We start from the raw sequence: 12,269 nt of genomic DNA on the forward strand, positions 1-12,269 counted from the left end.
TGACCAGTCGGTAAGTTACTTGTGCTTTTTACAAGTAACTTATTTCGTGAATGAACTTATACCCCTCAAGGGGGGCACAAAAGGGAGTCCCGCAAATCTTTTGGGCGGGATAAGTGACCAGTCGGTAAGTTACTTGTGCTTTTTACAAGTAACTTATTTCGTGAATGAACTTATACCCCTCAAGGGGGGCACTGAAAAGAGCACCCCTCAAGGGAGCAAAAACGGAGTACCCGTCGAGCGAGTACTGAAAAGAGTACCCGTCGAGCAAGTATAGCAAAGAATCCCGCAAGTCTTCTGGGCGGGGATAGGGCGTGGAACGAAGGTCTTAGTGGTTTGACATTGCACAGAGTGTAACACCATGAGAGATGTCACATTTACTTACGACGAGAAGTGCCGGGCAGAATTCTCGTCGCTTATATCCAGGGTTGAGCATCTGTTTGTCTCAATTGACATAGGGTGTCCCTACGGTCTGCCTCGTGTGGCAAGATTCCACCAGGCTACCTTTGCGCCGCTTAGTGAGCGGGCGATGGAGCTTTTTTTGGCCGCCGGGTACCGGCGAAACGGCAACTGTCTGTATAATATGCAATGCCCCTGCTGTTCCGCCTGTGTTCCGATTCGGCTGCATCCCGGAGAATTTTGTTCGAACCGTAACCAGCGCCGAACGCTTAACAAAAATCAGGATGTGGTGATGACTATTTTACCGCTGTATCCTGACCAGGAAACACTGGAGCTCTGTGAAAAATTTCTGCAAAATCGCTACCCGAAAGAAAATAACAACGCCTCGGGATATTATCGAGACTTCTTTTTGAATACCATTGTCAACAGTGCCCAGATTCAGTACCGGGTCGAGGGTCGTCTGGTTGGCACGGCAGTTGTCGATATCGGCTATAACTGGCTGAATGCCGTCTATTTTTATTTTGATCCCGACGAGGCACGGCGCAGTCTCGGTACGTACAACATCCTGCAGCTGGTGGCTTTATGCCTGGAGTGGGATGTCGAATATCTTTATCTCGGCTATCTTATTGATTCGGTTCCGGCCATGAGTTACAAGAAAAATTTTCGACCACACTATGTCCTTGCGCACAACAAGTGGTGCTGTGTGAAATAGCCTGTTCTCCGGCTGCGATCGATCCGGTGATTTTCCGGCGCACCCGTGGTTTCTCTTCCCGCTTTAAAATGGCCGAAATCCCGCCCCATCGGTACGAAATTGCATTGATCATTTTTTCTTTAAAAACAGCGACTGGCTAATACGAGTGAGCAGGATGGCCAGGAGCGCCGCCGCAAGACCGAGCAGGGCATTGTACAGAGGTGGTGCGGCCAGGGCAAGACGGATGATAAGCGTTGACAGGGCAAATCCTGAGTTACGAAAAATCGCATAAAAAGAAGGCTGAAAGCACTGGGAGATCAAAACCACCAGGATGTCGGTGAGAATGAGCAGCGTATAGAATTCATGGAAAAAATCTGGGTGCGGGATGCCTGCCAGTGTTGCTATACCGCTGTTGATGCCCATGAAGATGAAAAGTGACAGCAGGACCAGGGAGATACCTTTCTTGGCGGCGACAAAGATGTACAGATCCGTTGGCTGCATCTTTTCATCAATGGCCCGGGCCTGAACACTGTAGTAATAGCCCAGCAGGGCAAAAATAAGCAATGCCCCAAAGCCATCGTAGAGAATGTTTAAGACGGCCTGTTCATTGCCGATGAAAGTTATCGGCTCCGGGAAGTATGAGAGCTCTTTAAAGGCATTTCGCATGAGAATGAGGGCCAGGATCTCAAATTGTTTGCCGACCGACCGGCTGAACGAACAGGGAATGGTGAAAACCAGGCTGATCACCTCGAGGATCAGGACAACGGTGAAGGCTGCCTGGACAGCAAAAAAATGGTTTTTGGGCACTATGGACAAAAAGGAAGCGGGCAGCAGGTTGCGTCGGTTCAGTTCGATGCCGATGATGCTGACAAGAAAAAAGAGCACCAGGCCAAATGAAATCTTCCGATGCATCTTCTCATGCTCCCAGAGGTGATGCAGCGGGTCAAAAATATAGGTTATCTTGTCGTAGAGAAATGTCATGTGGTTTGGGAGTTACTGGAAATTGTCAGGTAATTGCAATGGAGGCACCGCATTATGTCGCCGGTTTGTACCATGGATTGCGGTAAATGGCAAATGACAAGCAGGGAGAATTGTCAGGGATTTCGTGTGGCAGGTCTTTGCCAGACTATCACTTTTTCTCCGATGCATCCTGCTGCTCTTTGAGCTGGCGCTGTTTCAGGCTGTTCCACCACTCAAGTCTTTTCTGGATCTCTTTTTCAAAACCAAATTGTGATGGCTGGTAATAGTTTTTTTCGGGCATCTGGTCCGGAAAGTACTTCTGATAGCTGTAATGGTTTTCGTAGTCATGGGAATAACGATACCCCTGGTGATACCCCAGTTCTTTCATCAGTTTGGTCGGGGCATTGCGCACAGCAAGGGGTACCTTGAGATGGCTCGTGTTCAGGGCATCGGTTCTCGCTTTGATGTAGGCTGTTTCCAGGGCGTTGCTCTTCGGCGCAGAAGCAAGATAAACGGTTAACTGGCTGAGTGCGGTGTTTGCCTCGGGCATGCCAAGAAAATGGACGGCCTCTTTTACGGCCATAGCCTGGACTATCGCCTGGGGATCGGCCAGCCCCACATCTTCCGAGGCGATGCGTACCAGTCTTCTGGTTATATAGAGCGGGTCTTCGCCGGCTTCGAGCATCCTCGCCAGCCAGTAGAGTGCCGCCTGGGGATCGCTGCCGCGAATCGATTTCTGCAGCGCGGAGATCAGATTGAAGTGTTCTTCACCCCGTTTATCGTAGAACATCGATCTTTTGTTTATTGATCTGGCGACAAAATCGTAAGTGATATGATCGCCAATCTCTGCTGTTCCCGCGACCAGTTCGAGATCATTGAGGGCCCTCCTGGCATCGCCGCCGGCCTTCTCGGCCAGTAGCTGCAGGGCATTGTCGTCTATGGTCAGTCGCTTGGCAATTTCCGGCAGGGCCCGGGCAAGAATCGTCTGAAGATGGATTTCCGGCAACGGTTCCAGGACAAAGACATGGCATCTGGAGAGCAGGGCGGGAATCACCTCAAATGAAGGATTTTCTGTGGTCGCGCCAATCAGAATAACCGAGCCCGACTCGACATAGGGAAGAAAGGCATCCTGTTGCGATTTGTTGAAACGGTGGATTTCATCGACAAAAACGATGGTATTGCGGTTTTCAAGGCGATGGATCTGCTGAGCACCTTCCATCAGTGTTTTGACGTCGCCGATTTTACTCATAACGGCGCTGAGGGCGCAGAATGTATGGCGCGTCTGTAATTCAATGAACTTGGCCAGGGTGGTTTTGCCGGTTCCGGGCGGGCCCCAGAGAATGAAAGAACTGTACTCATCCTGTTCGATCATGCGGCGCAGGGCGCTGCCGGCGGCCAGCAGTTTATCCTGGCCTTCTATGTCCGCCAGCGTCTGCGGCCGGACTTTTTCGGCCAAGGGCACTTCGGTCGGCCGGGGGGATCCTGCAAAAACCGAGATCTGTTTCATCGTTTTCCAGCTAAATAAAGTTTTTCTTTTGTGTTGTGTTGCTTTAATGTTGCTATACTCTAGTACCTTACGGATTATTTTCCTCTAATTTTTACACACTGCTTGCGGGGAGACCAGCATGAAACAATATCTCGAATTATGTCGCCGGGTCATTGACAGCGGGGAATGGGTTGAAAACAGTCGAACCGGCAAGCGCTGCCTGACCGTCATTAATGCCGATCTTGAGTATGATGTCAGTGAAGGGCTGTTGCCAGTGCTGACCACAAAAAAGCTTTTCTGGAAACAGGCTATTGCCGAAATGCTTGGTTATCTGCGAGGCTATACCAGTGCGGCCGATTTCAGAAAGATCGGCTGCAACACCTGGAATGCCAATGCCAATGAAAATGCGGAATGGCTGGCAAATCCATTCCGTAAAGGCCCGGACGATATGGGGCGCTGCTATGGAGCCCAGGGCCGGGACTGGCGTAACCCCGAAGGTGAGTCTGTCGATCAGCTGCAGGGTGTCTATAATGACCTGCGCCAGGGCATTGATAATCGATGTGAAATCATGACCTTTATGAATCCCGGTGAACGGGATCGGGCCTGCTTGAATTCCTGCATGCATACGCACACCTTCAGTGTTCTTGGGGGGAAGTTGTACCTGACGTCGTACCAGCGCTCCGATGACCTGCCGCTTGGCCACGGTTTTAATCAGGTGCAGGTAGGCTGGCTGTTGATGGTCATGGCCCAGATAACCGGACTCAGGCCGGCAACGGCTTTCCATAAAATCGTCAATGTTCATGTTTATGAAGACCAGCTGGTACTGTTGCGCGATGTGCAGATGAAGCGTGACCCCCTGCCGCTGCCGAAGTTGCATATCAACCCGGATATCAAGACGCTGCGCGATCTGGAAACGTGGGTGACACCCGATGACTTTGCGCTGGAGGGATATCAGCACCATCCGGCGATCAAATACGAGTTTGCCGTCTAGGCTGACGAGAGGGCATATGCGTGTATATCAGGACCGGCAAATAATTGACGCACTGATGCAGTTTGCCGAACATGCCGGTGCGACCAGGGTTGCTCGCCTGGCCCCGGAAAGTGTCTGCGTGGAGGACAAGCTGGCCGAATTCTGTCGCGATCCCAAGTGTCCATACTGGGGGCAGTCCATGAGCTGTCCTCCCTGTGTTTCGGGGCCTGCAGGTTTTAGAAAGCTGCTGCAGTCCAGCAGGCATGTCATCGTCTTCCGTATTGAAATCGAATCGGCCTCCCTGCATGGTGAAGACCGACCTGAAGTGATGCGACTGCTCCACGAAATTACCGCAGCAATAGAGCTTGAAGCAAAAAGGCTCGGCTTCCCCGAGGCTGTCGGTTTTGCCGGAGGCTCCTGTAAAGCCAGTTTTTGTGCTGATCAGCCATACTGCGAGGTGATCGCCGGAGACGGACACTGTCGCTATCCCGACCAGGCCCGGACATCCATGTCCGGATATGGGGTGAACGTCGGTGAGCTGATAAAATCAGCCGGCTGGTCGAACCATCTCTTCCCCGAGAATACAACGGACGACCACGGGCAGCTCGCCTGGGTGGCCGGACTTGTGCTCCTTCGTTAACCATGCATGGGCAGCGCGAAATACCATGCCGATATGACGTGTTTTTCCATATTCGATAGTTTTCTGGTAACAACGTTGCGGCGTAGGCCGTGTCCGATCAGTAAATCATCCTGTAGCGGATCATAAAGTGCAGAAGCGGTACCGGCAGTAAGGTGTTCTTGTTTTTTGTCTGCTCAAGGATAATCTGGGTGAGAATCAAGGCGGTGACATCCTCCTCGGTCTTGGCATCAATAACCTTTACTTCATGGCCCTTGCAGATGAACTCCGAAATGTCGTCAAGAGTCACATACTTACTTTGCGACATGCTGTAGAGACGCCTGTTTGCGTATTTCTTGAATATCAGACTCTCTGTCAAAATCTGCATGCTCCCTGTTTGTTTTAGTTGTCGTTTGGCAATTTCACAAGATACAGCGGAGTATGTCATTCCTTTCCGCCGCGCGCAAGTATATTTCACACATTGGCAAAGGATAAGACATTATAAATCCGATGTAAATACACCGTGTTGTTTTTTTTGTGCACTGCAACATATTTTATTGACAAGTCTTGCCTCTATTACTATTAAATCTACAGACGATCATGCGTATCACAGAGATACGGAAGCAGGTGGAACAACCCAATAACATAGATGGAGGATAACTGATGGACCAGAAACAGATTGCCAAACAGATGATTCAGTTCAATAAAACCGCGTTCGACAGCAGCTTCAGTGCCATGACCATGGTCTACGAGCAGAATGAAAAAATGTTCGAGACCTTTCTCACCCAGGCCCCTGGATTACCAGAAGAAGGAAAGAAGGCTGTCAAGGATTGGATGTCAGCGTATCGTACCGGATGCAACGATTTTAAAAAGTTGGTCGATGACAATTATGCCAAGGTTGAAGAGTATTTTAACAAAGAGTAGACCAACAACGTAATGTTCATACATCCTTTGGTGGGGACCGCAACGGTTGCCCACTAAAGGGTGCGCAAAGGGGAGTAAAGGGAATGCCGGCCACAAAAAAAACGCACAATGATTCCAATGCAATGATGGATGCCTTCAATGACGGATTTTCAGTTTTTGGAAATCTGTTTTCCGCCACACAGGCCTATTGGGCCGGTATGTCACGATATTCCACCGATTTTTTTATTCCCTACCTGCTGGCCAGCGAGATTTTTAACAGGGTCGAAGGGGTGCGTTTGCTCGAGGATCCGCCGGAGGACAGCGTTGGAGCCTATTTGAAGCTGCTGCAGAACAATCTTGAACTGATGGATCGCAGCATGAAAGGTACAGCTGACATGATGACGGCCTATGCAGAGCTGGAGATGGGTGGTTTAACCGATGCCCTGCAGCAGAGTTGCTTTGAACTGAAATATGAAAAGCTGGCGCAGTACACAAAACGTCAGGTAGAACTGCTGGAGATGGTAACCTATCGGTATCCTGAAACTATAAATGCCATTGAGCCTGAATTTGGTTTTCATTTCGAGCGCGGTGAGCATGTTCTGCTCGATGAAACCGATCGCTTCCTGCTCTACCGCGTAGCCCCTTCGTTAAAACAAGTCAAAACGCGTGCTGATGCAAAACCTGTCTTGATAATCCCGCCCTTCGTGCTGGGTGCCAATATCCTGGGTTTTCTGCCCGGTGAACAGCGCAGTTATGCGCACTGCTACGCCAACCAGGGATTTCCTACTTATATCCGCGTTCTGAAAGATATTGATTCCGCACCGGCTCTGCAGGTCATGACCCCGGAAGAGGATACCTTGGATACCCGCCGCTTCTGTGAGGCTATCATGAAAGAGCACGGTAAACCTGTTACGCTGAACGGCTACTGTCAGGGTGGCTACACCGCCTTGTGTAATCTGCTCAGCGGGCGACTTGATGGCCTGGTAGACGCTTTCATCACCTGTGTGTCCCCGATGGACGGTACTCGCAGCAAAGGACTGGCCTATTTTCTGTCGCAGTTGCCCCCGCAATTCAACAATCTTTCCTATGGCACCAAAATACTGCCGAACGGTAATCAGGTGGCTGACGGCAAGCTTATGGGGTGGGTCTATAAACTCAAAAGTATTGACCATGAGATCCCCGCAGCCGCGTTTTCCCGGGATTTGTCGATGTTTGCCCGCCAGAAAGACGGTGAGTACACGATCAGTAAAACAGCTGCTGCCTTGAATTATTGGCTCCAGAACGAGCGCTACGACCTGCCTTTAGAAATCACCCGGATGAGTTTTGCCTCCTACAATGTGCCGATCACTGAAGATGGCACATTACCGGTTCAGCTGTTCGGTCAAAAATTGAATTTAAAACGGTTGAAAGAGAAGAAAATCCCGTGGTTGATCTGTTATGGTATTGGCGATGACCTGGTGGAAAAGGAAACGGCCCTGGCCCCCCTTGACTTTATTGACGCCGAGGTGACACCTTTTCCCAAAGGGCATGTGGCTATTGCCACCTCCTGGTCTTCTCCTGATTCGGCCTGCGCTCTGCACAAGCGTTTTGGTGACGGCAACTATCGCGGGCCGGTGCTGTTTCATATGGATATGGATGCCGCCCTCAACAAAGCAGCGGACGAAGCGGCCCCAAAATCCCGGCCGGCAACGACGGCACCAGTAAAGACAAATGTCCGGACTGCAGCGCAAACGCCGGTCAAACAATCACGTCCGGCCCCTAAAACACCACCCCGAAAGAATCCGGGCGAGAGCGCTGCTAAAGGTAAGAAGGTGCCGACGGGCGCAAAGAACCCTGTTAAATTGGCTAACGCAGCTGCGACGAAGACCGCTCCGCAAAAGTCAGGTAAGCCAAAGGCAGGCAGTCCAGTATCGGAGCCCCCGAAAGAGGGGAAATAAGCGGTAAACTCATTTGACCTCAACCTCTGCTCCATGGCCAGAATGTCCATAAAGGTGGTGTAAACCGATGAACAGACAGTTTTATGAATTCTGGGGCAACTATTTCACCAATGTAGCCCGCGGTCAGAAACAGCTGGAAGATATGTCAGCCTGGATGAAGCATGGGTTCTCCGGCACGGATGACCTGGCCGCGCTGTTCCGGCGCTGTTATGGCCTGAATGCGCCCGAAACAGGCGGTTCAATGGATGCCAAGGCCTGGCAGAAGGCCATCGCCGACTTTCAGCAGACTTTTTCTCAGCTTGCCGAGCAATGGGGTTGGGTGTCCCAAACCGAGCACCAGAAAATTGTTGATAAGTGCGCAGCACTGGAAAAAAAAGTAGAGCAGCAGCAAGACACCATTACCCAGCTGCGAAGACTGCTGAACCAGGAGGGACGAGGCCATGCCGAACTCTTTGAAATTTTCAAAGGTACTTTCGAGGAGCAAAGCAACCAGTTCCATACGCTGATGGAAAGTATCAGTAAGTCTGGAAAAGACAAGGCATAAATTTGATGAAAATATTTCAATCGTACGAAGAGGCTGCCAGGAGACGGATATAAACGCAGCTGGAACTGCAGACACTGGAGAGTAACCCCGCCAAAAAGCTTTGCGGGATTCTTTTTAATACTCGCTTGACGGGTACTCTTTTTAGTCCCCGTGCGCTTCGGGGATAAGTTCCTTTACGAAATAATCTTTTTGCCAATAACGCAAAATGTTTATTTCTAAGTCACTAAAAGGCATTCCATGAACGAAAAGAAACAAGATCCATCTGATACGACGTCAAGGGACGACGCCTGGGTAAAATCCATGGGCGAATTCTGGGGAAACCTGGCTGGTCAATGGCTCAGTCAGGCGCAGCAGCAGCCTTGGACCCTTGGCGGCAATAGTGCCAATCCCAAATCCCAGGCGACCATGGACGCGGCCTTGAAAAACTGGCAAGCCATAGCCGGCGCCATGGCGAGACCGGAGTCCATCTCTTCGCTTCTTAAGGGCAGCGGAGCCATGCCGGAGATGTTGCTTCACATGGCGCAGAGCTCTTTGGGCGGATTTGGGGAAATGCACAAGAAGATGATTGAACGCCTCGGCCGGGTGGGTGCCTCCGCCAAGGCCTATGATTTTCAGGACATTGATGAAAACATTTTCCGCATCTGGACTGATATCTACGAAAAAGAATTCAAACAGTTCTTCCAGATCCCGCAACTGGGCCTCATGCGCACCTATCAGGAGAAAGCCAATCAGGTACTGGATAAATACAACTTTTTCCAGTCCACTCTTTCTGAATTTCTCAATCTGTTGGGACTTCCCTTCAACCGGGCAATGAAGGTGATGCAGGATAAAATTGGTGAAATGGCCGAAAACGGGACTCTGCCCGAGGATACCAAGGTCTACTACAACATGTGGGTTAAAGTGCTTGAAGGTCATTACATGACCCTTTATCAAACCCCGGAATATGTTGAAACGATGGCCAGGACGATCAATGCTCTTGCCGAATTCTCCGCAGCCCGGGACGCCGTGCTTGAGGATCTGCTAAGCCAGCTTCCCGTGGCCAGAAAATCAGACATGGACGACATGGCCCGGGAACTGTATGAATTGAAAAAACGACTTCGAAAGCTTGAGAAGGAACAGACAAAATAAACCGCTGTCGATTATTCGGCAATCGTGGCTGATCGCTCCATTGTTTGGCACTCGTAGTTTAAACCACGTCGGCTGTTGAAAATTACCTGACCGGAAACGACACCTGTAAAGTGCCAAAGTAATATGTCCGGTTCGTAAGGGGGGAGCATATGACGCAATCCAATATTCCTGTCGATTTAATTCTGGCAAAACTGGCAGAAGAAGCGGATAAAGTACAATCCCGTGCCAGCAAAGCATCCGAAGTATTGTTGGACGACCTGGATACCGCCATCGCGAAGACCCCGTATGAGGTAGTGTATCAGGAAGACCGGGTCAAATTGAAGCATTACCTGCCCCGCACCACAATCCGGTATAAAACACCGCTGCTGGTGACCTACGCCTTGATCAACCGCGAGACCATGCTGGACCTGCAGCCTGGCCGCAGTGTGGTGGAGCGCTTTCTGGACAGCGGAATTGATCTGTACATGATTGATTGGGGCTACCCCACCCGAAAAGACCGGTTTCTGGGGTTTGATGATCACATCAACGGGTATATGGATAATATCGTTGATTTCATTCGTGAGCAGCACAAGCTCGAAAAAATCAACCTCATGGGCATCTGCATGGGGGGGACTTTCAGCGTCATCTATTCTGCTCTGCACCCGGAAAAAATCAAAAATCTGGTCACCACAGTCACACCTACCAACTTCGACACAAAAAAGGGACTGCTGCACGTGTGGATGGAGCATATCGATGTCGACCGCGTGGTGGACACTTACGGTAATCTCCCGGCAGATATGATGAATCTTGGTTTTCTCCTGCTCAACCCAGCCCGGTTGATGATTGACAAATATGTGGGGTTCATGGAGCACATGGACAACAAAACCTTCGTGGAAAATTTTGTGCGCATGGAGAAATGGATTTTTGACAGCCCCGACCTGCCGGGCGAGGTTTTTCGTCAATTCATCAAAGACTGTTATCAGGGCAATAAACTCATCAAGAGTGAGTTGGAGGTTGGCGGCAGGCGGGTTGACCTGAAAAAACTGACCATGCCGCTGCTCAATATCTACGGTAAATTCGATCACCTGGTGCCGCCGGAAGCCTGCGAACAGCTGGTCGAAAAAGTGGGCAGCAAGGACACCGAGGATATCTGCCTGGAAACCGGACACATCGGCATATATGTCAGTTCGAAATTCCAGGGAGAGTTTGCCCCCAAGATCGCCGGGTGGTTAAAAGACCGAGACCATCTACCCCCCAAAAAGGTGGTGCGCAAGAAAACCGCGGCTGGCAAAAAAGCTCCGGCAGTATAAGATATATCGCAGGGCAAAACAGCATAACCAAGAACGCCGAAAAAAGGGCGGATCCAAGGTTACCGAAGCAGACGATGCTGCCTGAAATTCCCAACAGGTAATGCACACAGATCTACATCACGAGGAGGTTCCTGATGACCAGGGAAACAGACTATTTTCAATCGTTTTGCAAAATCAGCAAGGCCTTTGGTACAGCTGCTACCAGAGAGGAGCTGCTGAGCCTTATTGTCGACAGTGCCGTTGCTTCAATGGAAGGTAAGGCGGCGTGCCTGTTTCTGGCTGATGATCGGGAGGATATCTTTGTGGCGAAGGCGCAGGTCGGTCTGTCGGACAATTATCTCCACGCCAACCCTATGCAGGCACACAAGATCGTCGCAGCTCTTGACAAGGACGGGTATCTGGCTTTTTCCGACGCCACCAGTGACCCGCGCCTGGTAAACCACGAGGCAAAAAAAGCCGAGGGCATCGCATCGTTGCTGACTGTGCCGGTACGAATTAAAAACCGGAATATTGGCGTTCTGTCGCTCTATACCGCTGAACGTCGTGAGTTTCAACCAAAAGAAATCGATTACTTATGTGCTCTTGCGGATCAGGCCGGTATTGCCATCGAAAACAATCGCCTGCACCGGCGCATGCATAAAAACGCCATGCTGTTTCTGGAATTGGCCGCAAACATCAATTCATCACTGGATATTCGTCAGGTCCTCAACAACCTGACCGTCAATATTTGCGACAAACTGGGTTTGAAAGGGGCGGTTATACGGCTTGTTGATGATGACGGTCAAGGATTGAAACTCGTGGCCAGCCACGGCCTCAGCGATCAATTCCTCAAAAGGAGTCGCAACACCTATTCGAAAACGGCTCAGCGTGCCTTGAAAGGCGAAACCATTATTATCCGGGACAGCACCACCGATAGCAGCATAACCTTCAAGGAAGCAATGAAGACTGAAGGGGTGGTTTCGATGATCGTCACTCCCATACTGGCACGTGAGAAGGTCATTGGCGTTCTGCGTCTTTACAGTGATGTTGAGCGTGATTTCCCCGACGATGTCATTCTTATGGTAAAAGCGCTGGCCCATCAGGGCGGGTTAGCCATCCAGAACGCCTCCATGTTCCTGCAGCTTGAGAAAGACAAAAAGTCACTGGAGGAAGATATCTGGAGCTATCGTTCGTGGTTTTAGTGAATTAGAAATAATTTGCTTGTGCAGTTTACAAGCAAATTATTTCGTGAATGAACTTATCCCGCAAATCTTTTGGGCGGGATTATCAGCCGCTTGATAATTATCTTGTGCAGTTAATAGCAAATTATTTCGTGAATGAACTTATCCCGCAAATCTTTTGGGCGGGAT

General features: G+C 50.3%; 12 protein-coding genes. 9 read left to right on the forward strand and 3 right to left on the reverse strand.

All coding sequences use genetic code 11. From position 1 onward, the window contains the following. Window positions 1–358 precede the first annotated feature (358 nt). A complete protein-coding gene (locus tag FCL47_RS19895; RefSeq protein ID WP_136815466.1) occupies window positions 359–1,108 on the forward strand; it encodes an arginyltransferase in 750 nt (249 codons plus the stop codon). A 108-nt stretch (window positions 1,109–1,216) separates the two neighbouring features. Here the strand turns inward: FCL47_RS19895 and FCL47_RS19900 are convergent, their stop codons facing one another. Then, window positions 1,217–2,068 carry a hypothetical protein gene (locus tag FCL47_RS19900; protein WP_136815467.1) on the reverse strand — a complete coding sequence of 284 codons (852 nt, stop codon included), beginning with the start codon at window positions 2,066–2,068 and terminating at the stop codon, window positions 1,217–1,219. 148 nt (window positions 2,069–2,216) lie between these two features. Beyond that, window positions 2,217–3,554: a replication-associated recombination protein A gene (locus FCL47_RS19905; protein WP_136815468.1), complete on the reverse strand. Its 1,338-nt coding sequence runs from the start codon at window positions 3,552–3,554 to the stop codon at window positions 2,217–2,219. Window positions 3,555–3,672: 118 nt separating this feature from the next. Between FCL47_RS19905 and FCL47_RS19910 the strand changes: the two genes are divergently transcribed. Further along, the gene (locus FCL47_RS19910; RefSeq protein WP_136815469.1) at window positions 3,673–4,524 is read left to right on the forward strand and encodes a thymidylate synthase; all 852 of its coding nucleotides are present in this window, start codon (window positions 3,673–3,675) and stop codon (window positions 4,522–4,524) included. Between the two features lie 16 nt (window positions 4,525–4,540). Then, window positions 4,541–5,143, forward strand: a complete 603-nt coding sequence (locus tag FCL47_RS19915; RefSeq protein WP_167496582.1) for a DUF2284 domain-containing protein — start codon at window positions 4,541–4,543, stop codon at window positions 5,141–5,143. A 97-nt stretch (window positions 5,144–5,240) separates the two neighbouring features. Here the strand turns inward: FCL47_RS19915 and FCL47_RS19920 are convergent, their stop codons facing one another. Next, window positions 5,241–5,507, reverse strand: coding sequence for a polyhydroxyalkanoate synthesis regulator DNA-binding domain-containing protein (locus FCL47_RS19920; RefSeq protein WP_136815471.1), 267 nt, complete (start codon window positions 5,505–5,507; stop codon window positions 5,241–5,243). Window positions 5,508–5,782: 275 nt separating this feature from the next. Between FCL47_RS19920 and FCL47_RS19925 the strand changes: the two genes are divergently transcribed. The 6 genes from FCL47_RS19925 to FCL47_RS19950 all read left to right on the forward strand — a co-directional run bounded on the left by FCL47_RS19925 (window position 5,783) and on the right by FCL47_RS19950 (window position 12,101). Next, complete coding sequence (locus tag FCL47_RS19925) at window positions 5,783–6,043, forward strand: hypothetical protein (RefSeq protein ID WP_136815472.1); 261 nt, start codon at window positions 5,783–5,785, stop codon at window positions 6,041–6,043. 83 nt (window positions 6,044–6,126) lie between these two features. Further along, the gene (locus tag FCL47_RS19930; protein WP_136815473.1) at window positions 6,127–7,959 is read left to right on the forward strand and encodes a metal transporter; all 1,833 of its coding nucleotides are present in this window, start codon (window positions 6,127–6,129) and stop codon (window positions 7,957–7,959) included. 67 nt (window positions 7,960–8,026) lie between these two features. After that, entirely contained in the window at window positions 8,027–8,503 is a 477-nt protein-coding gene (locus tag FCL47_RS19935; RefSeq protein WP_136815474.1) for a hypothetical protein, read from the forward strand. 237 nt (window positions 8,504–8,740) lie between these two features. Next, window positions 8,741–9,631 carry a poly(R)-hydroxyalkanoic acid synthase subunit PhaE gene (locus FCL47_RS19940; protein ID WP_136815475.1) on the forward strand — a complete coding sequence of 297 codons (891 nt, stop codon included), beginning with the start codon at window positions 8,741–8,743 and terminating at the stop codon, window positions 9,629–9,631. Between the two features lie 149 nt (window positions 9,632–9,780). Continuing rightward, window positions 9,781–10,920 carry a class III poly(R)-hydroxyalkanoic acid synthase subunit PhaC gene (gene phaC, locus FCL47_RS19945; protein ID WP_136815476.1) on the forward strand — a complete coding sequence of 380 codons (1,140 nt, stop codon included), beginning with the start codon at window positions 9,781–9,783 and terminating at the stop codon, window positions 10,918–10,920. 134 nt (window positions 10,921–11,054) lie between these two features. Beyond that, on the forward strand, window positions 11,055–12,101 hold the full coding sequence (locus FCL47_RS19950; protein ID WP_136815477.1) for a GAF domain-containing protein: 1,047 nt from the start codon (window positions 11,055–11,057) through the stop codon (window positions 12,099–12,101). Window positions 12,102–12,269 lie beyond the last annotated feature (168 nt).

Source organism: Desulfopila sp. IMCC35006, assembly GCF_005116645.1.
Taxonomy (GTDB): Bacteria; Desulfobacterota; Desulfobulbia; order Desulfobulbales; family Desulfocapsaceae; genus Desulforhopalus_A.

What these genes read in the sequence shown, in the direction of transcription:
- FCL47_RS19900 (WP_136815467.1), bottom strand. Translation starts at nt 2,068, where the DNA reads ATGACATTTCTCTACGACAAGATAACCTATATTTTTGACCCGCTGCAT.
- FCL47_RS19895 (WP_136815466.1), top strand. Translation starts at nt 359, where the DNA reads ATGAGAGATGTCACATTTACTTACGACGAGAAGTGCCGGGCAGAATTC.
- FCL47_RS19915 (WP_167496582.1), top strand. Translation starts at nt 4,541, where the DNA reads ATGCGTGTATATCAGGACCGGCAAATAATTGACGCACTGATGCAGTTT.
- FCL47_RS19950 (WP_136815477.1), top strand. Translation starts at nt 11,055, where the DNA reads ATGACCAGGGAAACAGACTATTTTCAATCGTTTTGCAAAATCAGCAAG.
- FCL47_RS19920 (WP_136815471.1), bottom strand. Translation starts at nt 5,507, where the DNA reads ATGCAGATTTTGACAGAGAGTCTGATATTCAAGAAATACGCAAACAGG.
- FCL47_RS19935 (WP_136815474.1), top strand. Translation starts at nt 8,027, where the DNA reads ATGAACAGACAGTTTTATGAATTCTGGGGCAACTATTTCACCAATGTA.
- FCL47_RS19940 (WP_136815475.1), top strand. Translation starts at nt 8,741, where the DNA reads ATGAACGAAAAGAAACAAGATCCATCTGATACGACGTCAAGGGACGAC.
- FCL47_RS19930 (WP_136815473.1), top strand. Translation starts at nt 6,127, where the DNA reads ATGCCGGCCACAAAAAAAACGCACAATGATTCCAATGCAATGATGGAT.
- FCL47_RS19910 (WP_136815469.1), top strand. Translation starts at nt 3,673, where the DNA reads ATGAAACAATATCTCGAATTATGTCGCCGGGTCATTGACAGCGGGGAA.
- FCL47_RS19925 (WP_136815472.1), top strand. Translation starts at nt 5,783, where the DNA reads ATGGACCAGAAACAGATTGCCAAACAGATGATTCAGTTCAATAAAACC.
- phaC (WP_136815476.1), top strand. Translation starts at nt 9,781, where the DNA reads ATGACGCAATCCAATATTCCTGTCGATTTAATTCTGGCAAAACTGGCA.
- FCL47_RS19905 (WP_136815468.1), bottom strand. Translation starts at nt 3,554, where the DNA reads ATGAAACAGATCTCGGTTTTTGCAGGATCCCCCCGGCCGACCGAAGTG.